The 23,983-nt window shown below is 62.6% G+C and carries 23 protein-coding genes and 1 pseudogene; 5 read left to right on the top strand and 19 right to left on the bottom strand.

What is annotated here, in order from left to right; translation table 11 throughout:
- Positions 1–108: 108 nt before the first annotated feature.
- Genes ACW5CM_RS01895 through ACW5CM_RS01885 form a run of 3 tightly spaced genes read left to right on the top strand, consistent with a single transcriptional unit; the run spans position 109 to position 4,503 of the window.
- The gene (locus ACW5CM_RS01895) at positions 109–1,575 is read left to right on the top strand and encodes an aldehyde dehydrogenase family protein (protein WP_457123983.1); all 1,467 of its coding nucleotides are present in this window, start codon (positions 109–111) and stop codon (positions 1,573–1,575) included.
- A gap of 56 nt (positions 1,576–1,631) precedes the next feature.
- Entirely contained in the window at positions 1,632–3,146 is a 1,515-nt protein-coding gene (locus tag ACW5CM_RS01890; RefSeq protein WP_457123982.1) for a GMC family oxidoreductase, read from the top strand.
- Positions 3,147–3,186: 40 nt separating this feature from the next.
- Positions 3,187–4,503 carry a TIGR03619 family F420-dependent LLM class oxidoreductase gene (locus tag ACW5CM_RS01885; RefSeq protein WP_457123981.1) on the top strand — a complete coding sequence of 439 codons (1,317 nt, stop codon included), beginning with the start codon at positions 3,187–3,189 and terminating at the stop codon, positions 4,501–4,503.
- 96 nt (positions 4,504–4,599) lie between these two features.
- Here the strand turns inward: ACW5CM_RS01885 and ACW5CM_RS01880 are convergent, their stop codons facing one another.
- From ACW5CM_RS01880 to ACW5CM_RS01870, 3 genes are read right to left on the bottom strand one after another with little or no spacing between them, the layout of a single operon-like run.
- Positions 4,600–5,538 carry a Gfo/Idh/MocA family protein gene (locus tag ACW5CM_RS01880; RefSeq protein WP_457123980.1) on the bottom strand — a complete coding sequence of 313 codons (939 nt, stop codon included), beginning with the start codon at positions 5,536–5,538 and terminating at the stop codon, positions 4,600–4,602.
- On the bottom strand, positions 5,523–5,936 hold the full coding sequence (gene fdxA / locus ACW5CM_RS01875; protein WP_457123979.1) for a ferredoxin: 414 nt from the start codon (positions 5,934–5,936) through the stop codon (positions 5,523–5,525). Before fdxA ends, ACW5CM_RS01880 begins: the two co-directional genes overlap by 16 nt.
- 4 nt (positions 5,937–5,940) lie before the next feature.
- Positions 5,941–6,213 (bottom strand): hypothetical protein, encoded by a 273-nt coding sequence (locus tag ACW5CM_RS01870; protein ID WP_457123978.1) that lies wholly within the window; start codon positions 6,211–6,213, stop codon positions 5,941–5,943.
- 179 nt (positions 6,214–6,392) lie between these two features.
- Here ACW5CM_RS01870 and ACW5CM_RS01865 point away from each other — a divergent pair, with 179 nt between their 5' ends.
- Complete coding sequence (locus ACW5CM_RS01865; RefSeq protein WP_457123977.1) at positions 6,393–7,115, top strand: SDR family NAD(P)-dependent oxidoreductase; 723 nt, start codon at positions 6,393–6,395, stop codon at positions 7,113–7,115.
- A 397-nt stretch (positions 7,116–7,512) separates the two neighbouring features.
- On the opposite strand, the gene ACW5CM_RS01860 is transcribed toward ACW5CM_RS01865, so the two are convergent.
- Positions 7,513–8,109 (bottom strand): TetR/AcrR family transcriptional regulator, encoded by a 597-nt coding sequence (locus ACW5CM_RS01860; RefSeq protein WP_439289785.1) that lies wholly within the window; start codon positions 8,107–8,109, stop codon positions 7,513–7,515.
- 34 nt (positions 8,110–8,143) lie between these two features.
- A complete protein-coding gene (locus ACW5CM_RS01855) occupies positions 8,144–8,755 on the bottom strand; it encodes a VOC family protein (protein WP_439289786.1) in 612 nt (203 codons plus the stop codon).
- A gap of 216 nt (positions 8,756–8,971) precedes the next feature.
- On the opposite strand from ACW5CM_RS01855, the gene ACW5CM_RS01850 reads away from it, so the two are divergent.
- On the top strand, positions 8,972–9,778 hold the full coding sequence (locus ACW5CM_RS01850; RefSeq protein ID WP_457123976.1) for an enoyl-CoA hydratase/isomerase family protein: 807 nt from the start codon (positions 8,972–8,974) through the stop codon (positions 9,776–9,778).
- 277 nt (positions 9,779–10,055) lie between these two features.
- Here the strand turns inward: ACW5CM_RS01850 and ACW5CM_RS01845 are convergent.
- The 14 genes and pseudogenes from ACW5CM_RS01845 to ACW5CM_RS01780 all read right to left on the bottom strand — a co-directional run.
- Positions 10,056–10,782, bottom strand: a pseudogene (locus tag ACW5CM_RS01845) (IS3-like element ISPfr13 family transposase); the annotation flags it as partial.
- A gap of 119 nt (positions 10,783–10,901) precedes the next feature.
- Positions 10,902–11,081, bottom strand: coding sequence for a hypothetical protein (locus tag ACW5CM_RS01840; protein WP_457123975.1), 180 nt, complete (start codon positions 11,079–11,081; stop codon positions 10,902–10,904).
- A gap of 2 nt (positions 11,082–11,083) precedes the next feature.
- On the bottom strand, positions 11,084–12,010 hold the full coding sequence (locus ACW5CM_RS01835) for a cyclase family protein (RefSeq protein WP_457123974.1): 927 nt from the start codon (positions 12,008–12,010) through the stop codon (positions 11,084–11,086).
- A 26-nt stretch (positions 12,011–12,036) separates the two neighbouring features.
- Positions 12,037–13,263: a cytochrome P450 gene (locus tag ACW5CM_RS01830; RefSeq protein ID WP_457123973.1), complete on the bottom strand. Its 1,227-nt coding sequence runs from the start codon at positions 13,261–13,263 to the stop codon at positions 12,037–12,039.
- 42 nt (positions 13,264–13,305) lie between these two features.
- On the bottom strand, positions 13,306–14,499 hold the full coding sequence (locus ACW5CM_RS01825) for an alpha-hydroxy acid oxidase (RefSeq protein WP_457123972.1): 1,194 nt from the start codon (positions 14,497–14,499) through the stop codon (positions 13,306–13,308).
- 55 nt (positions 14,500–14,554) lie between these two features.
- Entirely contained in the window at positions 14,555–16,075 is a 1,521-nt protein-coding gene (locus ACW5CM_RS01820) for a class I adenylate-forming enzyme family protein (RefSeq protein ID WP_457123971.1), read from the bottom strand.
- 66 nt (positions 16,076–16,141) lie between these two features.
- Entirely contained in the window at positions 16,142–16,927 is a 786-nt protein-coding gene (locus ACW5CM_RS01815; RefSeq protein ID WP_457123970.1) for an alpha/beta fold hydrolase, read from the bottom strand.
- 44 nt (positions 16,928–16,971) lie between these two features.
- Positions 16,972–17,955 (bottom strand): phosphotriesterase family protein, encoded by a 984-nt coding sequence (locus ACW5CM_RS01810; RefSeq protein ID WP_457123969.1) that lies wholly within the window; start codon positions 17,953–17,955, stop codon positions 16,972–16,974.
- On the bottom strand, positions 17,952–18,695 hold the full coding sequence (locus ACW5CM_RS01805) for an RraA family protein (RefSeq protein WP_457123968.1): 744 nt from the start codon (positions 18,693–18,695) through the stop codon (positions 17,952–17,954). Before ACW5CM_RS01805 ends, ACW5CM_RS01810 begins: the two co-directional genes overlap by 4 nt.
- Positions 18,692–19,738 (bottom strand): ABC transporter ATP-binding protein, encoded by a 1,047-nt coding sequence (locus tag ACW5CM_RS01800; RefSeq protein ID WP_457123967.1) that lies wholly within the window; start codon positions 19,736–19,738, stop codon positions 18,692–18,694. The genes ACW5CM_RS01805 and ACW5CM_RS01800 overlap by 4 nt, the downstream gene beginning before the upstream one ends.
- Entirely contained in the window at positions 19,731–20,735 is a 1,005-nt protein-coding gene (locus ACW5CM_RS01795) for an ABC transporter ATP-binding protein (RefSeq protein ID WP_457123966.1), read from the bottom strand. The genes ACW5CM_RS01800 and ACW5CM_RS01795 overlap by 8 nt, the downstream gene beginning before the upstream one ends.
- Before the next feature lie 28 nt (positions 20,736–20,763).
- On the bottom strand, positions 20,764–21,675 hold the full coding sequence (locus tag ACW5CM_RS01790) for an ABC transporter permease (protein WP_457123965.1): 912 nt from the start codon (positions 21,673–21,675) through the stop codon (positions 20,764–20,766).
- The gene (locus tag ACW5CM_RS01785; protein ID WP_457124109.1) at positions 21,672–22,694 is read right to left on the bottom strand and encodes an ABC transporter permease; all 1,023 of its coding nucleotides are present in this window, start codon (positions 22,692–22,694) and stop codon (positions 21,672–21,674) included. Before ACW5CM_RS01785 ends, ACW5CM_RS01790 begins: the two co-directional genes overlap by 4 nt.
- Positions 22,684–23,913 carry a CaiB/BaiF CoA transferase family protein gene (locus ACW5CM_RS01780; protein ID WP_457123964.1) on the bottom strand — a complete coding sequence of 410 codons (1,230 nt, stop codon included), beginning with the start codon at positions 23,911–23,913 and terminating at the stop codon, positions 22,684–22,686. Before ACW5CM_RS01780 ends, ACW5CM_RS01785 begins: the two co-directional genes overlap by 11 nt.
- Positions 23,914–23,983 lie beyond the last annotated feature (70 nt).

Raw genomic sequence — 23,983 nt, 5'->3', positions numbered from 1 at the left:
AATGCCGGGTTATAGACGAGCGTCCTACGTACTCGGAGATAGATAAGTTCGATAAAAAAGCGGGGCGGGACGAAGCGCCGTTTAATCCATTCCAAATTAGGAGCGAGCATGGCTTTTCTTGATGTCAACCGGGACGCCCTTCCGGAACCTGGGTTTCTCATAGGTGGCGAAAAGATCACCCGTCATTCAGGTGAGATCTTCGAACACCGATACGCAGCCACTGGCGGGATCACATACGAAGTCCCGCTCGCTGGGGAGAAAGAAGTTGACGCCGCGATTGCGGCGGCACGCAAGGCGTTCCACTCGTGGAGGCGCACCAGTCCTGCTCAGAAGCGTCGCCTCATGCTCGACTATGCGGCCAAGATCCGGACCATGGATGAGGAGTTGCGCCAACTGACGGTTGCCGAGAACGGCACCCCTTACGCTGCCACGGCCTACAACACGGAGTGGACCTCGGAACTCTGGGAGTACAACGCCGGGTGGGCTGATAAAATCGGCGGACAGGTTATCCCAACATCGCCCGGCCCGGCTTTCGACTACACACTGGACGAGCCCTACGGGGTCGTTGCGATCATTGTGCCCTGGAACGGTCCTTTCATATCCTTCAGCCAGTGCATCGCGCCAGCGCTGGCCTCAGGCAACACCGTCGTAATCAAGCCGCCGGAGCTTGCACCCTACACGTGCCTGCGTCTCGCTGAGATCGCGCTAGAGGTCGGGTTCCCTCCCGGTGTCATTAATGTCATACCTGGTGGGCCAGTCGCAGGCACGGCACTGACGAGTCACCGTGGTATCGACAAGATCTTCTTCACGGGTAGCGGGGCGACTGCCAGCAAGATCGTCCAGGCCTCATCCAAGTACCTCACGCCGACCGGCTTCGAGTTGGGCGGCAAGTCCGCCCGCCTCATCTTCGAGGACGCGGACCTGGACAAGGCCGCCTCGGCTGCGGCATACACCGTGGCTCAACTCTCGGGTCAGGCATGCATTGCTGCAACCCGTGTGCTTGTGCAGGCGTCGATCTACGAGGAGGTGCTTGAGCGGGTCAAGGCGACAATCGAGGCTGTACCGATCGGTGACCCACGTGATCCGGGTACCGTCATGGGTCCGGTCATCAACCAGGGCGCCGTCGACCGGATCACGGGATTCATCGATCGAGCCCAGGCTGAGGGAGCTGGTCGCATCCTGACCGGCGGTGGGCGACTGGGGGGAGAGTATGCCAACGGCTACTACATGGCCCCGACGATCTTCGCCGACGTTTCGGACAAATCGGAGATCGCCACGAAAGAAATCTTCGGCCCCGTCTCAGCTTTCATCAAGTTCGAAACCGAGGAAGAGGCTGTCGCCATGGCCAACGACTCGGATTATGGTCTCGCTGCCTGGGTCGAGTCACAGAATCTCACCCGCGTACATCGGGTCGCTCGCGACCTCGACGCGGGCACGGTTTGGGTCAACGGATTCTTCGACCTTCCCGTCGGCGCACCCTTCGGCGGTGTGAAGCAGTCCGGAAATGGCCGCCTCGGCGGGAGCTACGGCATCCAGGAGTTCACGCAGCCGAAGAACGTCTGGTTGCCGCTGTAGGCTCGGCCCGCTCCCGCGCCCGAGACCCACGAGAATCGATCGAAGGGTGATGAAACATGATTTATGACGAGATTGTCGTTGGCTCGGGCGCCGGGGGTGCCGCCGTTGCTGCGAGGCTGAGTGAAGATTCAAATCGAACAGTGCTTCTCCTCGAAGCAGGGCGAGACTACGGCTCCGCCGCGGCGTTGCCCGACGTCTTGCGAGATCCGTTCGTCTCGTTCACTGGACACGACTGGGACTACTCGGCGACCATGAACGGAGACCGCGTCTTGCCCTATCCGCGCGGCCGGGTGATGGGTGGATCAACGTCGATCAACGCGGCAGTAGCGATGCGACCGACCGTCGAGGATTTTGATTCCTGGGTTGCGGCTGGTGCCCCCGAGTGGAACTACGACTCGGTTTTGCCATATTTCAAGAAACTCGAGAATCGGCTGGGTGGGGACCCCGGGGTGCATGGCACCGACGGGCCAATCGCGATCAAACATTATCCGCGAGAGGCGTGGCAAGAGATCAGCATCGCCTTCGCAGCGGCGCTGAACGTTCTCGGCACAGAGATCGTAGATGATCACGATGATCCGCGTCATGTTGGCGTCGGCCCAATCTCGCACAACATCAGCGATGGAGTGCGCCAGTCGACGTTGCTCGGATACCTTGAGCCAGCGCGATCCAGGCCGAACCTGACAATGCTCGCCAGCCACATTGTCGATCGAGTCTTGTTTACAGGCGATCGCGCCGTGGGTGTCGAGACCGTGACCGAAGCTGGACGTCAGACGTTCGAAGGCCACCGCATCACCTTGGCTGCTGGAGCCATCGGTACGCCGGGAATTCTACAGCGATCGGGCATCGGAAGGCGTTCCGAGCTTGAGGAGCTGGGTATCGACGTTCGCGTTGACGCGCCAGCTGTTGGTCATCACCTGCGTGACCACCTTTCTGTCTTTACAACTTCAGTTGCGCAACCGGGCATTGAGCAGGACCCCGACAACTATTTCGCCTTCTACAAGCGGGGCAAGACGCCGCACTACTTGGCATTGCTAGCGCTCTACAGCGAGAAATCGCTGGGCTCGTTCTACGGGGATCCCGACTCGGAGCCCCTCATTGCAGTGGCGGTTGGCCTCGGCCTTCCGGAGGGCTCTGGCTCCGTCTCGATTACCAGCACTGACCCGACGGCCGCGCCCGATATCCGCCTGAACTTTTTAGAGAACGCGGATGACCGCGCGGCCATTCGTGCCGGCTGTCGAGAGGCCTGGTCCGTGTTGACGAGCCCAGAATTCCGACCGCTACTGAAAGAACCTTCCCCGGCACTCGCCGCCGTCGTCGACGACGATGACGCACTGGACGCCTTCGCTCGCTCGACCTGTGGCACCGGATTCCATCCAGTCGGCACAGCTCGCATGGGCGCTACGCCCGGTCCTGACGTGGTGACCGATCAGAACGGCCGTGTTTACGGGGTAACTGGCTTGCGCATCGCAGATGCCTCCCTCATGCCGCTTCTGGTGAGCGCCCCGACTAACCTCACCGCGATCATGATCGGCGAGCGGATCGCAGACACCATGCGGTCCTCTACCGACTGATTCTGCGTCAGCTCACCTGCCCAATTGAGAAATGGTCTCCGTGCAGTTCGCAATCGGCTATCCGCTCGGTCACCTTGACCCACCCGCAGAGATCATCACCCAAGAAGCTGTAGCCGCTATCGCAGTGAAGGCTGAGTTGAGCGGTATCAGCGCGATCTCATTCACCGAGCACCCCGCTACCCCCGACTCCTGGCGCGATGAGAATGGTCACGACGCACTTGATCCGTTCATCGGACTGTCGTTCGCAGCGGCCGCGACTAGACGGATTCGGCTCCTCACTTTTCTCGCCGTCGTGCCGTATCACCATCCGTTCATCCTGGCGAAGACGACGGCGTCGCTTGACCGTCTGTCGGGAGGGCGACTCACCCTCGGCGTCGGCACAGGCTATCTGCAGGGTGAGTTTGAAGCGCTGGGCGTCCCTTTCGGTCAGCGGAACAGACTATTCGCCGAGTCGATGGAAGTCATTCGTCTCGCGTGGAGTGGTCAACCAGTTGACTACGCGGCGCCGTCTTTCAGCGCGGTTGGCACGGTTAGCCGCCCGACGCCGCTCAGTTCACCGCGTCCGCCTGTCTGGATCGGAGGTAACTCGAGCCTGACACGACGTCGTGTCGCGCAATACGGTGATGGCTGGATGCCGATCCCGACAAACGCCGCGCAACAGATCCGTCGGAAGACTGCCCAATTGGAATCGATAGAGAAGCTTGGCGCGCAAATTCAAGAACTGCAGGAGGAACGCGAACGGCTTGGTCGCCTTGGCAAAGCTGAGATCAAGTTCATGATCCAGGACATCGATCCGCGAGAGGAACTGGATCGCTATATCGAGCGCGTGCATCAGCTCCACGAGATCGGGGTCGACTGGGTCGCGCTCGAAGTGCCGGGCGGTTCATTGTCTGCGGCCCTCGAGCACCTGGAGTGGTTTAGCGCGGCCGTGCGTCCCCAACTACCGACTCCGCCCGCCCCGCCAGCGCTCGATCCCGAAGGGTCGGACCGTCGGAAAATTATTGATCTGTACCGAACCTATGGGCGTGCCCTCGATCAGCGACGCTTCGAATTGCTGCGCGAAGTGTTTTCTCATGACGTCGTCGCGGACATCGCCGGAGACCAGATTATCGGTCTCGACTTGTTGATCGATCTGATGCGTCACAGCCATGACGGTGTCGTGAGCATGCGGCACCGTGCACTTGATTTTGACATTGAAATCACCGGCGATACCGCATCGGCGCGAGTCGCCAAACGCAACACTCTGACTCGTGAAGGCGGAGAGTCTGAGGTTTATGCAGGGCGTTATAGCGACAAATTGGTCCGAATGCCTGTCGGGTGGCGAATCAATCAGAGGAGCTCTCAGCAGCAACGCTGACGTTTGCCATGTGTTGGGCCAGAGTAACATCACGAGTGAGGTGGCGGGCGATGCGCGGACTCAAGCGCGCGAGAGTGTGGATCTGTTGTACACAGCTCAGCGAGCCCAGGAAGGGTCGGTGGCGGACACCTCGGCCCGAATATCGTGGATGACTTTCGCGGTGGCCAGCGCATCATCGAACGTGGCTACGTCCCGCGGATGTCCAGACCGTACGGCGTCGCGCACGAGGCCGCACCACTCGGCCAACGCCCAGTCGAACGACGATCTAGACGGTTGGGGAACCCCGCTGGGCATCTCAACGCCGTCGAGTTCAACCCGTGTCCGGCCATCGCTGGTTATGATGCCACCATCGGTTTTGATGACGATATGCCGCCCGGCAGCACGGACATCAGTGCCGACGCTGACCATCGTGCAGCGGGCGCCTACGTCGCCCGTTGCGAGCATAGACACGCCACCGTCAGCACTGTCTGGCCCGTCGTGGAGCGGAACAACATCAGCACCTTGAACCCTCAGATCGCCGAGCCAGCGGCGTAACGTGTCGATTGTGTGGGAGGCAGAAGCACCCAGCCATCCGCCCCCCTGGGAGCGCACCGACTGCCATCCGGTCGGTGGAACGGACCACACGTCGCTACTCTCAGACCACAGGACCGAGCGTGCGGGTCCGATGCCGTCAAGACCGAGCAGTGCGCCGATGGATCGGCGCCACGGTTCGTACCGAAGCTCGAATGTCGTCAACGCAAGTGTGGATGATTGGCCGGCCGCAGCATGCATAGCTGTCGCATCAGCGAGGGTATGGCCGAACGGCTTGTCACAGACCACGTGATGACCGTGCTGGAGGGACCTTTCGACATCTCGCCGATGGAGGTGAGGTGGCGAATGCACCGAGATGAGATCGAGGTCCGTCCGTGCGCAAAGCGCCGAGACGGCGGCATCGTCACGCGGGGAGACCACGTCGATGACGTGGCATCCGTCAGTGCTATCGAAGACCTTGGCCACCGTCGTACCGAAGCCCGTCCCGATCACTCCGACACGCATGCTGACTCCTGTTTGTGGGGATCCATATCGACCGAAGCCTTCTGCCAGGCGATCTCGGCGGACTTTGGGCCTGCGATGGGGGCGACTTGGGGGATGTCGGTGCCGAGTGGGCCGGTCTTGCGTGCGCCGCCCGCTCGTCCGAGTGGTGTGTCGCGGCCGGGTAGTGTTTCGAGGAAGAAGGATGCGTTTTCTTCGAGGCGGGGGTCGTTGTCATCGATGTCCTCGTCGAAGCGAATCGCTTCAACGGGACAGACAGGTTCGCAGGCACCGCAGTCGATGCACTCGATCGGGTTGATGTAAAGTCGGCGTTTGCCTTCGTAGATGCAGTCCACGGGACAGACCGTGACGCACGATCGGTCCATCACGTCGATGCAGTCGCTGCCGATTGCGAAGGCCATTTGATCACCTCTGCGCGGCGAAGCTGACCACAGCGGCAACCTCCGCGGCAGATACGGGACGAACCACGGCCGCTGGGGGCTGGCCCGCACCATGGAGCGACTCGTCCTTCGCTGCATCGAGTGAAACGGCGTCACCGAGATCGACATGGGCATCACCGAGCAATGCCACTAGCGCCTCGAGAGGCGAACGCTCGTAGTCGAGGGCGTCACACTGCTTGCGGATGACCACACTCGGGCCTTCCGTCGGGACAGGCGCCTTGTGTGCGAGCAGACGCATGTGTGCGTCGTGAACTCTTGGCATCCGGCGTGATCTACCTGTTCAAATACAATCCGGCCTCTCGCCCGCATCGTATTCCGCCCTTCTCGACTTGCCTTCGTGCTCTATTCATACTATTTTATAGGTCTTAATCATGTCAGGCTAGCACGATCCCTGGATATCGAGTCAAGGAGGCACATATGACCCAGCTCGCTCAGGACGCACACGTTATCGTCACCGGAGGATCCAGCGGAATCGGCGCCGCCGTCGTCGACCTCCTCCTCGCCCGAGGCATCAGCGTGACCGTATTCGACCTACAGGAGAGCACACGCGAAGGGGTCGTGACGGAGATCGTCGATGTGCGTGACGAAGCAGCGGTGAAAGCAGCGACCGAGCGCGCGGGGACTCGTGGGCAGGTCACCGGTCTCGTCGCGAGCCACGGTATCCGAGGCGCGTTCGTTCCCGCGCTCGAAATGGATCTGGAAGCGCTTCGACGACAGTTCGACATCCACGTCGTCGGCGCGCTCGTCGTCTCACGAGCCGTTGTGCGCCGACTCGAAGGTGCGCGCGGATCGATCGTGCTGCTGTCGTCGACGGCAGCTTATGGTGGATGGGCCAACCAGAGCGACTACGGGCCCGCGAAGGCCGCCGAACGCAAGCTCATGGAGAATCTGGCTATCGAGTGGGCGCCGCTGGGGGTGCGTGTCAACGCGGTCGCGCCCGGGCATACGCTCACCCCGATGGTTGAGGACATGCGCCAGCAAGGGTATGACCTGAGCACGGTCGAGCAACGCACCCCGCGCGGGCAGCTCGCTCAGCCCCGGGAGATCGCTGAATCGATCGTCTGGCTCCTCGCCGAAGCGACTCACGTTATCGGGCAGTGCCTCCCCGTCGACGGCGGGTGGACAGCGGTCGGCAAATGATCGCTCAGCGCGCTCGGTGGCATTTTGGTCTCCTGCGGTCGGTCGTCAGTGAGGGGTCCGCGCGGCTCAGGGGACACTAGGTGTCGGTATCACGCTCTTCGACACCGCAGACAACGACGGCCCCACGAGCGAGATGGTCGCCGATGAACAGACGAATATCGCTCGCCTTCGCACCCGGCCGGAGGCACTCGTAGCGGTGAGCGTTGCGACCAAAAGGAGCGCAAGCCCGCAGGTCACACGTCGACCAAGCGCGACTGCAGATCGAGATTGACGTCATCCGCAAAATGCGCTGGTCTGCGTGCAGCACGATTACTCACTTCTCGAGCGCGCGATCTAGACATCGACAGCGATCGCGGCACATTGTCGGCGGAGACCGACTCGCGATCTAAGATCGCGACTAGGTGCCCGCCGCGTGCAGGACATCGACCCACACGTCGGCCATCGTTTCGACGCTCGATTCACGATCCACGACCCACCCCCGGATCAACCACGTGGTCAGATACGCCTCGGTCATGCGGATCAACAGCGAAGCACGACGCTCGGCCCGTTCAGGTGAGAACCTCTGCCAGAGCTTCGCGTTACTCATGAGCGTCGAGACGAACTCGGCGTGGTATCGCTCGTGACGTTGGTCGATCGTGACCTGTTGGACGGCGACGCAGGCCCTGTTGCGCTGATTGTGACGCTCCCAGTCCTCGACGGCCAGACGGACCCAGCCGCGGATCGTCGCATCGGTCCATTCGGTCAGGTCGCCGAATTTGGCGTACGAAGCACGGATATCCTGCCACATCTCGTCCTGGAGCTGGTCGAGGATGCGTTCTTTCGAATCGAAGTAGGAATAGACGGTCGCCCTGGATGTTCCAGCAGCAGCGGCGATGTCGTCGATCGATGTGTCTCGGTACCCGCGGTCGGCGAAAAGAGATGTCGCAGCGGCGACCAGGTTCCGCCTGGCCATCTCCTTCTGGCGCACGCGAAGGGTTCGGGGAGCCTCAGGCATGGAATCTAGCCTATCTGGCGCCGCGGACGAAAGGTCAACGATCGGTGCCGGGCAAATCGCCGGGGTAGAAGGCGTAGTCGCCGTAGTACTCACGGTAGGCACCCTCGAACTCGACGTCGAGCAGCTCCAGTTGCCAGCCGGTCGACCCCGACCACGGTTCGAGATAGGCCCAGAACGGTGGTCGCCACTTCGAGGAGTCCTCGATGACCGCCGTTGCCGGACGGTCGGCGAGGTTCGAGACCAACGAAGCGGCCGAGTACGTCACCTGCGTAACCTCTGCGAGTTGCTCTAGCGCGCCGGACAAGTCACGCACCCACACACCGAGATGGTTGATGCCGGGACCGTGTTCTTCGAGCCATCGACCGGAGGCCGTCGGGCCGCCGTGCGGCTCGATGAGTTCAATGGACAAACCCTTGACCTTCGCGAAGGCAATGAGGTTGGCCGAGGGCTCGTCGACGGTCTCGCCGAAGAGCTGCAAGCGACCCGCGGGCTGTGGCACGTCACGCACCAGCCAGTCGTCGATGCCCATCAGGGATCCCCAGGTGGACTGAAACTCGGAGATGCTCGGGACCACAATGCCGACGTGCGAGAACGCGACGATGTCGATGGTCGGCCATGGTGCAGCCTGAGATGTGGCCTGAGTCATATTTCTCCGATTCTAGAATGCTGATCGCGATGACGAATGCCCGCCGACGAAAACCGTTGAATCCGCGGCAATCAATGGTGCTGCGTGCACGTGCACGTGCACGGGATGAACTTAGACTCTGGAGCCCGTCGCCTTGGATCAAGGTATAATCATTGCCATGATAGGAATGACCCTAGCAGCAGGCATAAGGAAAGCACAGCGTCGTGGAGGGTGCAGATGAAGTATCCAGAGGTAGACGGCGTCCGAATCAAGGCGGAATCGGCCGTTCTCCGAATCACGCTCGACAGCGAGAAGCGCCGCAATGCTCTGCGTGACGACGCGGTCGCCGCGATCATTGATGCGCTTGCGCTGGCGAACAGTGACGAACAGATCCGAGCGATTTTGCTCACCGGCGCGAATGGAAACTTCTGCGCCGGCGCGGATATCGTGGCACGGAATGCTGGAAAGGCTGAGCGCCCTCGGGTCGGTGCGATCAGCAGGAGGCTTCCATCCCAGGCACACCGGCTCATCCCGCTTCTGACATCGATCCAGGTGCCCGTTGTTGCAGCCGTCCGCGGATTCGCCGTCGGGCTGGGCATGCAGCTCGCTCTAGCGAGTGATTTTGCGGTCGTGAGCGAGACGGCAACCTTCTGGGAGCCGTTCGCTGCTCGCGGCATGGGGCCAGACGGCGGAGCATCCTGGATGCTCCCGCGTGCCGTCGGTCCGGTTCGCGCCCGCGAGATCCTGCTGCTCGGTCGGCGCCTCAGCGGTGCCGAGGCAGTGGAATGGGGCATCGCACACCGGGCCCTGCCCGATGAGGATGTGGACGCCGCAGCTGACGAGCTCGCGACGCAACTTGCCCGGGGTCCGTCTGTGGCACTGGGACTCACCCGGATGCTCATCAACAAGTCATGGTCCCAGCCCCTTGACGCGCACCTGGCGGAGGAGGGCTACGGGATGGAGATCTCGTCGCGCAGCCCCGACTTTCGCGAAGGGCTCAGCGCATTCGTTGAGCGCAGGCCACCGAAGTTCTCGGGAAAGTGAATCAGAAGGTACCAACCGAGGAGGTTCTGCTGGATCCGAGCGCGGAGAGTTACCATTACGGTTCTGCGGGCGGGTGCGGATCGGGAGGCGATCAGCACTGGCGACTTGAAACTCAGATACTCCGCGCTGCCTCACCTATGGCAAGGGGAATCAAATACGGCGGCCGTGCTTCGATGTGGGCACCAAACTCGCGTTGACGGGGCGTCCGGCTCGATCCAGGGATGGCAATTGGCATCGGCGCGTAAACCGAAAAGGCCCATGTCGACGGCGTTCGAATTCTGAAGCAGGTCGCCGGCGCGGATCTCGACCTTGCTGAGGATCGTCGTGCGGATCCCTTTTGCGCGTGTCACACCCGAGTCCACGGCACCCCAGGAGGCGTCAGCGATCCTGGTGCGGCGGATCAGCGGGTCATCTTCCGCCGCCCATACAAGCCCTCAGGCGTTATCTTCCGCCGAGTAGTCCCGTCCGCCAGCGTCACGGTGATCCAGACGGTGTCACGCACGGCGTCGACGACCATCGCGTCGGTCACCGTCCGAGAAGTGACGACCCCTTGCTTCCATGCCCGATAGGTGCGCGCAGCGATCTTCACGCCCTGCTCACGCCCTGCTCACGCAGGACACGAACGATCGACTTGACCGCGTGCCCCTGAGACCTCATCTTATCGATGAAGCCCATCATCATCGGTTGCGGGGGCCGAGTTCCCCCACGAAGAAAGTCGTCGCCGCTTTCAGGATCGCGACGTCTTCGCGCAGCAACCGATTCTCGGCCTTCAAATGACGGATCTCGGCATGCTTTTCACCACTCTGGCCTTCACTGTCACCGGCGTCGATATCGGCCTGCACAACCCGTCGGCGCAACGACTCAGCACCCACGCCTTCCTGTCGAGCGACGGCCGTGATCGTCTTCGCGTTCGACGGATACTCGGCCCGGTGCTCGCGCACGAGCCGGACTGCACGCTCGCGCAGAGCGGAATCGATCTTCTTAGCATGGCGCCATCCTTTCAACACAAAAGAATGCGGTCTCAAACCTGAGGCGGTTCAGCCCATCCCACGGTGGCTCCTCACGTCAACGAGGCGACACCAGGAATCCGAGAAACCATACCTCCCCGGGGACGTCACCGAATTCAATCCGGACCCAGATTGGTGTCGGGTGAATCGACGGCATCCGCCAGCACATGCTCGGGTGGCAGCCGGTGGCTGTGGATACTCATGCTGTGCTCCTGAGCTGCCAGGATCAGCGCGGGATCATCGGCCGCGATGACTAGAGCGCCGCACGCGCGGCACTCGACCTCACGCGTCGCCATGATCATTTCACCGCGATGGGGCTGATCGGTGAACCGACTGCACGCGGAAGCCGCAGAGGCGGAGCCGAGAAGAACACTTCGTACTGCCCATCCTCGGCGCAATCGTCCGCCAGAGCCTCAAGGTCGAAGATCTCGCCCAGCGGCATTCCCATGTCACGGATGACCACGAAGTGCAGGGGATGTCCGACCGGGCCACTCGCGGTGGTTGGAAGAACTTCGATCCCGTGGTTGTCCGATGCGACCGCTGAGACCTCGCGCTCGTGAAGCCATTCAGCGCACTCGAGCGTGAGGCCCGGTTCGACGTCGTGCCAGCCCTGCCACCCGTCTTGGAGCGCTTTGGCTCGCCACCCCGTACGCAGCAACAGTACATCGCCGGTGGTCAGGCGCACGCCCTGCGCCTGTTCTGCAGCCTCAAGATCGGCAGGGGTGATCGGCTGACCGCCGTCAAGTCGATCGACACCCATCAAGCGCGGAATGTCGAGCAGCACGCCACGCCCGACGACTCCCGGGAGGATTGAAGCCACCGCATTGCGCGCGGCGCCACCGGCGTTGACTTCCGACATAGGGACACCGTTGTAGAAGTACTCGTCGTAGCCGACGTGCGCGAGCGAATCCCACTGGGTTCCTGACTGCAACGGAAGGAACAGCCAGTCATCGGTACCGAAGGTGCCATGCATCTCTGGCCCCCACTGATCGGGCAGCGCCGTCATCACGTGCATCGGCCTCACCCGTGTGCTGCTCGTCGACCACATCGGTCCGGTGGCGTCCAACGGGATGCTCAACTCGAACACAGCGCCCCTCTTGATGCACGACGAAGCCGCCTGGATCGTGTCCGGGGTGATGTGGTTGAGGGTGCCACGTTGGTCATCCTCGCCCCACCGCCCCCAGTTGGAAACGCGTGCCCCGATCTCGCGGAAATCAGTCGTCATTCTCATGGCCTCTCCCCCTCGGTCACTCACGCGGAAAGCGCGATCTCAAGGCGTGCGGGTTTACGTGCGAGGAACCCTCGACCGTAGTCCACATCGCCGACGATCTCGTAGGAGGGGAGTTCAGCGAGCAGCCTCTCCATCCAGATCTGAATCTCATACCGTGCCAGGTTCAACCCCAGGCAACTGTGCATACCGAACGCGAAACCCAGATGCGACCGCCGCTCTCGATGGATATCGAACTCTGCGGGCCGGTCCCACCGGCTCGGGTCCCGATTCGCCGCGCCCACCAATGGCATGATCTCCGCCTCCTGGGGGATCACGACATCGCCGATTTTTGAGGTCGGACTGCAGGCGAACCTCTGCGATCCCGCCTGCGACAGGGTCCGCCATCGGTGGACTTCTTCGAAGGCCTGCGGGATGAGCGAAGGGTCCTCGACGATCTGGCGACGCTGATCCGGATGTTCGGCGAGCGTGGCCACCGTCGCTGCCATCATTCCCGCAGTAGTCTCATTGCCTGCGAAGACGAGCTGGGTAATACTGGCGACGATCTCGGTCTCACTCATGTGATTCTGCGCGAACGGGGAAGTGACCATAACGCTCACCAGGTCATCACCCGGATTGGCGCGACGCTCGTCCAGAATGCTCGCGACGTATGCGTTCAGTTCCTTCGTCGCTCTGGTCCCATCCTCCACGAGGCGCTTCGAGCGCTCAGTGTCGGCGAGCGTGGCCTCAAGCTGCGCCCCCATCGCATCGCTCCAGCTTGCGAACTGCTCGTACATGTCGAGGTCTATGCCCAGAAAGTTTGCGATGACCAGCGTGGGAATGCCGCGACACATGTCGGTCACCACGTCGACCGTCTCACCGGCACGGAGCCGCTCGACGACAGGCGTCAAGAACGTGTCGACGCTCTGGCGGATCATCTTGTGGTGCTTTTCCAACGTCTCACGCCGGAAGTCCTCAGCCCAGATACCCCTCATCTGGTCGTGATGCTCCTTGTCATCGATGGTCTCCATCGTCCGGCCACCGAAGAGTTTGTGCAGGCGCTCGTGCGATCGGTGCGCGTCGAACATGCGTGTCTGGCCGAGCACGATGGAACAATCCCGATAACCGGTCACCATGTATCGGTCGATCGCCTCGTTATAGACGACGCGTCCCAACTCGCGGATCGATTCGAGAACAGGGTACGGATCCTGATTGAATCCGTCCTCGAGGAAAGTGTAGTTCACGACAGGAACGTCGGGGATGCTGGTCACGTAGGATCTCCTTGATCGTAGATTGCGGGCGGTTCGTGGGTGTCAGGCCGGCAGCAGCCAGCTGCGGTCCAGTTCCGACACGGAAGGGCATCCCATGATCTGCATGCTCTTAATCATGTCGTTGCGAATGAGCTCGAACATTCGGTCGACGCCCGGACGGCCTCCCACGGCCAATCCCCACATCGTCATCCGTCCAATCAGAACAGCTTTCGCGCCGAGAGCCATCGCCTTGATCACGTCTGTACCGCTGCGCACGCCGCTGTCCATGAGCACATCGACCTCATCGCCCACCTCGTCGACGACGGACGGCAGCATGCTGACGGTCGATGGCGCACCGTCCAGTTGGCGTCCGCCGTGGTTGGAGACGATGACGCCGTCCGCTCCGGCATCCACGGCTCGTCGAGCATCTTCCGGCGTGTAGAGGCCTTTGATCAGCATTGGACCAGACCAGTTCTCGCGCACCCAGGCGATGTCCTCCCACGTCGGAGACTGCGAGGTGGGCAATGCGCGCGCCATCTCGCTCAGCGGAAGCGCCTTGCCGTCCACAGCACGTTCCGCGGTGTTCGCCAGGCTGTAGGAGAAGCCGTCCCCGGCGAACCGGGCGACCCATCCGGGTCGCGTCACCATCTGCGGCGCCATCCGCACGGCGGTCTGGAGGTTGACCTTGAGAGCGAGTGAGAACCCATTGCGCACATCGCGCTCCCGATTGCCGTTGACAGCAGTGTCGGCCGTCACCACGAGCGCCTCATACCCCGAGCGCTTGGCGCGCTCGACGAGAGACTCCATCATCGGACGGCCTCCCAGCGTATAGAGCTGGAACCACTTCGGTCCGTCGCCGGCAGCAGCGATGTCCTCGATCGTATAACCCGACGCGGAACTGGCGACGTGCACAGTCCCAGCGGTTTCTGCGGATTGAGCAACTCCGATGTCACCGTCAGGGTGAACCACTCGCATGCCGCCACAGGGCGCGGGCAGGACCGGGATGGCGAGCTCCCTCCCGAGGACGGTCGTGCGCAGGTCAGGCTGCACCCACTCACCGATCCGCTGGCGCAGCGCGAGCGCGTCAAACTGTGCGCTGTTACGTGCCCTCGTTACCTCGCGATTAGACCCGCCGTCGACGTACTCGAACACCGCTCGCGGAAGACGTCGACGCGCACTCGCGCGAGCGTCATCAAAGTTGAGTATCTGGGACAGACGCGACGCGGTCTGCCAAGACACGGTTCGAGAGTTCGACATCAAGCAGTTCCTTCCGAAATGGTGACGGGCGAGCGCCGCGACACCGAGAACACGGTCACGTAGAGGGCGTTCGGTGCGCGGTCTCGGCGTTGAACGCTGCAGCGATGTCACGACGAAGGACCTTCCCCAGACCGCTGCGTGGCAGAGGCTCATCGATGAGCGCAACGTATCTGGGCACCTTGTGTGCCGACAGGTGATCACGTGCGTGCAGATACAGTTGCTCGAGGTCGACATCGCCAACGATGCGCACCGCGACTGTCTCTCCCCAGCGCTCGTGCGGAACGCCGAACGCGACGGCCTCCAGGATGCCGGGGAACGCCCCGACCACCCGCTCAATCTCTGCGGGATAGATGTTGATTCCTCCGGAGATGATCACGTCCTTGCGACGATCGACGATGCGGAGGTAGCCGTCGCGATCGAGGGAACCCATGTCACCGGTGTAGAGCCAGCCGTCCCGGAGCGCGTCCGCAGTCTGCTCGGGCTCATCCCAGTACCCGGCCATGACCTGAGGGCCGGAGATAATGATCTCGCCGACCTCGTCAGGGGGCAGCGACTGCCCGGCGTCATCAACGACCCGCACCTGATCCCACATCCCTGGGACTCCCGCCGTCGCCCCTTTGGCTTGTACTGCCCAGGTCGGCACCACGGTGATCGGCCCAGTGGCTTCCGTCAGGCCATATGCTGGCCGCAGGATAACGTCCTTCTCGGCCCAGCGCGCCAAGAGGTCCATCGGGACCACGGAACCGCCAGTTGTGCAGGGTCCGAGCGATGAGAGATCAGCATCCGCGAACTCGGGCAGGGCTGCGATCGCCTCGTATATCAGCGGGACACCGGTGATGACGGACACCCGATTCTCCACGATGCGATCGAGAGCAGTGAGCGGGGCGAAATCCTCGACGATGAAATGCCCACCAGACATGAGCGTGCCGAGGAATGCGTTGGTCACACCGCCGTTGAACGCGAGGGGGGCGAAGCACAGAGTCACGGTCGACGAATTCCACCCCTCAAAGTGCGCATATGCGTCTGTCATCGCGCGTACGTTCGCGTGGGTGAGAATCACACCCTTCGGGAAGCCAGTCGTTCCCGAGGTAAACGGGATGACGGCGGCATCATGCGCCTCGACCGGACACACCTCGGCCTCTCCGGAGGTCCCGCTTAGCTGTATCAGAGAAGTGTCGGCATCCAAGCCTTCATCGAGGCCGACCCGGATCAGAGCGGGCCGTTCCGAGGCGACGGGCGCAAGCAGTTCCGCCGCGCCCTTGTCGAAGGCGATCGCCCGAGCGTCGATCTTATCAATGATGTACGCGACTTCGGGCGAGCGAGAGCGCACGTTGATGGGCACGACGACGGCGCCGATGCGAAGTGCGGCCAACGCAATGACGCACCACTCTAGGGAGTTGGATGACAGGACCGCAACGCGATCGCCGCGGTCAATCCCGAGCAAGCGGAGGCCCTCCCCCGCTGCGCCCGTGCGGCGGCTCAGCTCACGCCACGTGACCGAGCCCCGTGCTCCGGTGATCGCCGGAGCATCCGGCTGCCACCGGTGGTAGAACTCGACCGCGCTCGCGATGTTCATGGCGTCTTCCCTGTCGCACATAACATACCTGTCTGTCTCCTTGTGTATATATCTAAGTTAGCCATCTTAACCATTTTGGGCAAGATGGCTCCGGAGTAGTGCCTCCATCTGCTCCGGCTGATCCAGCATTACGTGATGGCCGGCATCCGAGACAACCTCGATCCGAACATCACCGCCTACACGATTGGCCACATCGTCGGCAATATCGGACGACATCCGCCCAAATTCTCCCCGGATGATCGCGACGGGTACGGATAGAGCCTGTACCTCATGCGGTTCGAGTCTGGCAGCGCCGAATGTCCGTCGATCGACCTTCCAGCTCCACCCTCGGGGTCCGTTCGCCATCGCCTGGCGCGCAATGGTCTCCACGATCGACTGGTCCACCGCTAGAACCTGGTCGAACAGTGAGAAGCGTGCCAGCAGATCGTCCGAGTTCGGCCAAGCGCGGGCGGGAGCATTGACGTTGCGCAGCCAGGGAGCGAGCTCCTCGTCCGAGAAGGGTCTGATCTCAGATTCGACGACCACGACGCTGCGAATCCGCGGGTCCCGAGCGGCCGCACGAAGACAGATGAGACCGCCGAGACTGTGACCGACGAGGACGGCCGCACCACCGCCCGTTACGAGTTGGGCGCACGCCAGCACCTCACGAGCCCAGTTTTCGAACCCATACGAAGTGCTGTGCTCGCTGTCTCCGTGTCCGCTGAGATCCGGGACGATGACGTGAAAACCGTCCGCCAGCACGGCAGCGGTCTCGTGCCACCAGCCTCCGTGAGCTGCTCCTCCGTGTACGAGGACGATGCCGGGCGAGGCCGGGTCGCCGTATTCGCGGAAGGAGATCATGCGATCAGCCACCGTGAGTCGGCCACCTCTGGCCGTCGACGCGTTCACTGAGTCCGTCACATCCTGCGGGCAAGCCAGCGGGCCGGCCCCACCCTGGTCATCAGATTAATGTCCGCTGTGCTCACGCCAGCGGCGGACAACTCGGGCACGACCTCCAGCGGAACCCGTGTCGGCTTCCAAGCGGTCTCCTCTGCTCGCCGTTCCGCCAGTCTCTCGGCGCCGTGGCCGACGGTGGCGAACGCGTAGTCGTGGGCGAGTTGGATCCGTCCGGCGTAGCCCATCGCGCACAGCGCGACGACCTGCGCCGTTCGAATCGAGTCTCGCACCCCCAAGGCCGTCAGACCATAACGGTCGAACCCCAGAGAAGCACCGTACTCCTCGACGACCTGCACGTGATGGCTGAGGTCAAAGACTCCCTCCGCATGACCAATGACGATCGCCGATCCGTCCACGCCGTGCTCATCCACCAGCAGGCGGAGTACATCGGGGCCGACCCATGGCTGGCAGTGCACGAGGATCGGGACATCGAGCTGCCGGTGCACAGATGCGGCGGCGATCATGCACGCTCGCTCATGGTCCGTGAAGTCTGTGGATTCGATCGCGAGCTTGATGATGCCGGGTCTCGCGGCACCCGGGCCCACGCCGTGCGTCAGCTCGGTGCCGAAGAAGTCGGCGAGCTCCGCACTGGTGCGCTGCGAGAAGTAGGCAGTTGGGCGCCGACAGTACAGCCCGGTGGCGAACACGACATTCACGCCGCTGCGTGCGGACACCTCGGCCATCAGGCTCACGTCCCGGCCCATCTCGGCCGGCGTCGGATCCACAATGGTTTTCACGCCGACGGCGGCCAGCGCCCGCAGATCCCCGACGATGGTCTCCAGCCGTTCCTCGGCTGTCGAGTACGAGAAGGTGTCGTACTGCCAGCCAGTGTCGGCCCAGAGCAGATGTTCATGCGGCAGGATGAAGCCCAGCGAACCCGCGGGGACGCTGCCCGTCGCAGTCTGAACTGTCGCGCCCTCGAGAGAGTGATCGGTCGATATCATGTGGTCCTGATCTCCTTCGAGACGGTATCGGGGTCGGCCTCAGGCCGTAGAGATGACGCGTATGCACGCGTGACATCCTCCAGACGGAAGCTCTCAGTCCGGGTGGCGGCCATCACTCGCGCCTCCAGTTCCCCATGGGCGGCGATCGCCGCCGGCAGATCACGGGCGTGCTCGGCAGGAATGCGCACGACGCCGTGCATGTCGCCGTGCAGGAGGTCTCCCGGCGAGATGATCACACCGCCAATTGCGACGTCGACGTCGACGTCGACGTTATCTACGTATCCTCCACCGACATCTATTCCTCCGGAAAAGGTCAGGAAGTCGGCGCCGCGCATCTCAGGGATATCACGCACGGGGCCGTTAGTGACTCCCGCTCTGTAGCCGAGCGCGACATTGATATGTGCCATGACCTCGCCCCAAATGCACACCGGCCCCTGCCACTCGCCGATATTCTGGACCACGGCGAACTTCGGCGCCACGATTGAACGAGCAGTGGCCGCGCTTCGCGCATCCAGTTCCGCGGAACGCTGGGCATCGGGGGCAGGTCCGCTCCGGCGTGTGGACACAATTCTCGTGACCGCAACCCCGGCGCGCGGCCCCAGATCGGGGGCCGTGCACTGCACCGCTCGACGGTCCAGAGTGCGCAGCTGTGCAGTGTCGACCCCCAGCCGCTTCAGTCCGTTGAGAATGGTCGGAGTGCTGTAAAGCTCGAGGGCGCTGACCACCGTGGCATCGATCACGTCGTGGCACCTTTCTGATCGCCCGCGGCAACCGGGATTTCCAGTGCAGCAAGGGGGAAATGACAGGCCACCGCGCGGCCAGACGCCACTTCGCGAAGCGCGGGCTGCTCCAGTGCGCACAGCGCTTGCGCATGTGGGCAACGCGTGCGGAAGCGGCATCCTGTCGGGGGGGCGAGAGGGGAGGGCACGTCACCGGCGAGCGATGGTCCTGCGAAGGCCTGGTCGGGGTCGGGAAGCGGCACCGAGTCAAGAAGAGCGCGCGTGTACGGGTGCAGAGGCGCCTCATATAGTTCCTCGGGTTCGCCGACCTCGCAGATTGTGCCGAGGTACATCACCATAATTCGGTCGCTCACATTGCGCACGACGCCGAGGTCGTGGGCAATGAAGATCATGGTGAGGTTGTGCTCAGCCTTGATGTCTTCGAGAAGATTGAGGATCTGCGCCTGGACGGACACATCGAGTGCCGAGACGGGTTCATCGCACACCAGCAGCTGCGGACGCAGTGCCAGAGCTCGAGCGATCGCCACACGTTGCGCCTGCCCTCCGGACAAGGAGCGAGGAAGCGAGGAAGCGTAGCGCTCGTCTGCGAGCCCCACTTCGGCGAGGACGCGCGCGGCCACTTCGGCGTGGTGTCCGGCCGGTGATCGAGACACTTTCAGGCCTTCTACCACGATCTCACGAACCTGTCGCCTCGGGTTCAGCGAAGCGATCGGGTCTTGAAAGATCATCTGCATCCGCTTCCGCAGCGACCGCAGCGTCGATCGACTCGCGGAGTCGATCGATTCCCCAGCGAACCTAACGGATCCGGACGTGATCTCCTCCAGTCTCAGCACGGCACGGCCCATGGTCGACTTGCCACAACCGGATTCTCCGACCACACCGAGGGTCTCCCCTGCATGTACGTCGAACGAGACGCCGGACACCGCTTGCACGACACCGCCCGGCGTCGAGTACTCCACGACAAGGTCGCGAACGCTAAGGAGAACATCATCCACCTGCACCGTCGCCTGATCTACCGGCTCGTCCAGAATCTCATCAGGCACTGCGCACCTCAGCTTCTGCATACGTTGGCGTCGGAGCAGGGTGCACGCAAGCGACCTCATGATCCCTGCCGACGCTGACCAGTTCAACGGGTTCTCGGCAAATCTCGTCTGCATAACGGCATCGCGCGGCGAACCGGCATCCGTGTGGCGGGTTCGTCGGGTCGGGCAAACCCCCGGGAATGACCCGTAGACGTGTGTGAGGCGCGTCTTCGGTACGGGGAACCGCTTCCAACAGTGCCTCGGTGTAGCGATGCTGCGGCGCGGCGAACACAGTGCGCGTGCTTCCCGCCTCGGCCAATCGACCCGCGTACATAACGCCGACGCGATCGGTCCTGCCAGCAACGACGGCCAGATCGTGGCTGATCAGCATGAGCGACATCTGACGTTCGCGTTGGATACGTCGCAGCAGATCGAGGATCTGGCGCTGGATGGTGACGTCCAGCGCGGTTGTCGGCTCGTCGGCGATGAGGAGATCAGGTTCGCACGCCAAGGCGATGGCGATCATCACTCGTTGTCGCATTCCGCCCGACAGTTGGTGTGGGTAGACCCGGAGCCGGCGCTCGGGATCGGACACCCCGACTTCACTCAACAGCTCCACGGCCCGCTCCCGCGCCCGAGAACGACTGAAGCCGAGGTGGCGTCGCATCCCCTCCGTCAACTGCCTCTCGATCCGCACGACAGGATTCAGCGAGCGCCCCGGGTCTTGGAAGACCATCGAGATCTGACGTCCCCACAGCGCTTCGAGTTCCCGACGGCGCATTCCGACCAGATCCTGCCCGCGGAAGAGTATCGAGCCGGCCACTTCGCTGTTCGGGGGCAGAATACCCATGATCGCTCGCGCCATGACGGATTTGCCGGAACCTGACTCCCCCACGATTCCCATTGATTCGCTGGCACCGATGGTCAGTCCAACTCGTTCCACGGCACGGACCGCGCCGTGAGATGTCGCGATGTGGACGCGAAGGTCCTCGACGTGAAGTAACGGTTGCTCAGTCACGTTCAGTCCTTTCTGTTCGGGCAGTGGTTCACAGGCGGCCAGACGGGTCGAACCTCCGTCGCAGGGCGTCCCCCGCCTGATTGAGAGAGAACACCGTGAGAAAGACGAACACGGCAGGCACGAATACCAGATACGGAGCCGTCGCGATCGAGCTCTTCCCTGCGGCGATCATCCCTCCCCAGCTGGGTGTGGGTGGCGGGACACCAAGCCCCAGGAAGCTCAGCGACCCTTCAGCGACGATGAGAGTCGCGATCACGATGGGGAGGTATACGGCCAGCGAGGGTAAGACGTTGGGGCTGATCTCACGGAAAAGGATCCGGGAGGACGACGCGCCCATGTTCCGGGCTGCCAACACGAACTCCCGCGACGACCACGCGAACGTATTGGCGCGCGCGAGTCTCAAGAATGCTGGCACGGAGATCACGGACAGACCCACCAGAAGGGTGTCCAAACTCTGCTCCCGAATCGCCGACAATGCGAGGAGCAGAATGAGTGGAGGAAATGCGAGGATAATGTCGGCAATCAACGAGATCACCGCGTCAGTCGCCCGCCGATAGTAGGCGGCGATCGCGCCGAGCAGGCCACCGACGATGAACCCGGCGAGGCCCGCCACAAGCCCGACGAGCAAGGACACACGAGCGCCGGCGAGGCATCGAGACAGATTTGACCGGCCGAAACCATCCGTGCCGAGAACGAGGTCAATCCCCTGCGTGAGGCTCGGCGGGGTACGAGGCGGGCCGACGACAGTCTCGTACCCTGCGATCGGCAGCAGTGGGAACAGGACCGCTGCGAGCATGATCAGCAGGAGCCAAGTCATCGCAGCGTATGCGAGCCACTCCCGCCGACGTCGCAACGGTGCGACCAACGGAGAGTCAGTCCCCACGCCCGCTAGACGTACCGGAGAATTCTGCCGGGCCCGTTCATCCTGTGTGACAGTCATGCACGCGCCGCCTTTCGCACTCGCGGGTCCAGGAAGCCGTAACTGAGGTCCACCAGAGTGTTGATCAAGACGTAGGCAACGGCAACGAAGACCACGATCCCCTGGACCGTCACGACATCTCTCGAATTGATGGCTGATATCACCAGGCTGCCCAACCCCGGCAGGGCAAACAGCGTCTCCACGATCACCGTTCCGCCCAACAGCCGTCCGAGATTCACACCGATCACAGTGATCAGGGAGAAGGACGACGGCCGCAACGCGTGCCGCACCATCACATACGCAGCCGGCATGCCCTTCGCGCGAGCAGCTCCGATGTAGTCCTCCTGCAACGTGGTGGCCAAGTCTGAACGTAGCATCCGATAGAACACCGCCATCTCCGGCAGCGCAATCGCGAAGGCGGGAAGCAACGCTGTCTGCAGGTTGGCACCGAGGCCGGCCGACAGCGGCTCCCATCCGGTCACAGGGAACCACCCGAGCTGCATCGCAAGGAAGTAGAGCAGAATCGGGGCGGACACGAAAGCGGGAATCGACAACGCACCCATCGCAGTAGCGTTCATGACCCGATCGATCAGGCCTCCTTGCCGTGACGCCGACACGATCGCCATCGGCACAGCCAGCAGCAGGGCAATGAGCAGGGCGAGGACGGCGAGTTCCAGCGTCACCGGTAGCCGACTGACGATCGCATCAAGAACAGGCTGATGGGTCAGCATGGAGGAGCCGAGGTCACCCTGCACTGCAGCGACAAGCCAATGACCGTATCGGTCCCAGATTGGCAGGTTCAATCCGAGTTGCTCTTCCAGCACTGCCACCGATTCAGGTGTCGCACCGTCGCCGAGGATCACATCCACGACCGAACCCGGCAGCATATCGAGCAGGACCACGACGGAGACAGTCACACCAAGGATGACCAGGATCGCTCGACCGATGCGCTTGAGAATGGCTAGCAGCAGTGGGGAACCATAGCGTCGCCCCCTGAGCACGGGAGCAGCGGTAGCAGCAGCGGTGAGCTCAGGTGACATTGTCACGCTCAAGTTCACGGCGTGCATTTTCGGACAGACCGAGCAGAGTGCCAAGCACCTCTGCATTATGCTCGCCGAGGAGAGGGGAACGCGTCACCGGGACATGGGATCGCTCCATCCGCACCGGCCACCCGGGCATGGTCAGGCGTCCGCTCTTCGGATGCTCGATATCGACGATCGCACCGCTGCGTCGCAGGTCAGGGTCCTGGGACAGATCCATCGTGCTCATGACTGCACCAGCCGGCACTGACGCCGAACCGAGGATCTCCATCGCCTCGTGCTTGGTTCGTTCACGCGTCCAAGCGGAAAGCATCTCGTTGACCTCCTGCTCGTGCTGCGCGCGTAACTCCGGCGTTGCATAGCGCGGGTCGTCACGCAGATCCGAACGGCCGATGGCGCTCAGGAGTGCCTGCCATTGCTGGTTGCCCGCGCGACTGGTGTAGACGAACACGTAATCATGATCACCTCCGGGCGCACAAGGGAACAGCCCGCACGGTGCAGACGAGCCGCCGAGCTGGTTGCTGTTGCCGAACCGTTCGGCGGCCTCGCCTGTCTCTGCCTGCCGAGCGAAGGCGACCCGGATGAAGTTCATCACTACGTCCTGCATCGAGACCTGCACCCGCTGACCGAGGCCCGTACTCTGGCGCTGCAAGAGTGCGGCGAGGATGCCGATCACCATGTGCAGACCGGCCCCAGTGTCGCCGACCGTAGTGGATGGTTTAACCGGCGGCCCATCCGGATTCCCGGTCGTGCCGATAGCGCCCCCGGTCGCCTGAGCGATCGTGTCGAATGCAAGGTAGTCGCCGAAGCGCCCCTCTGGCGTGAAGCCTTTGATCTGTGCATAGACGAGCCTCGGGTTGATCTCACGCAGGCTCTCATAGCCCAGGCCGAGCCGCTCGATACCCCCGGGCTTGAAGTTCTCCACGAAGACATCCGCGTCTCGCACCAGTTCTTCGAGCAGAGCCCGTCCTTGTTCGGACTTGAGGTTCAGCGTGACGCTCTTCTTGTTGGCATTGAGGACCTGAAAGTAGAACGAATCGACGCCCTCCTGCGTGACCGAAGCGAATCTACCCTGTTCACCCGTAACGGGCGCCTCGACTTTGATGACCTCGGCGCCGAGCCAAGCGAGCGTCTCGGTGCATGACGTGCCGGACTCGAACTGCGTGAGGTCGATGACGCGGATTCCATCCAGTGCGGGAGCAATCATTTCCTCAGCCATTGAACTCGTGTACCCCTCTGACGATCGGATGTCACGACCACTGCGAAATCGCTGCGGCCATTGCAGTTCG

It is taken from the genome of Microbacterium wangyouchuni, from assembly GCF_054072595.1.
This window is presented reverse-complemented; position numbering and strand designations above follow the sequence as displayed.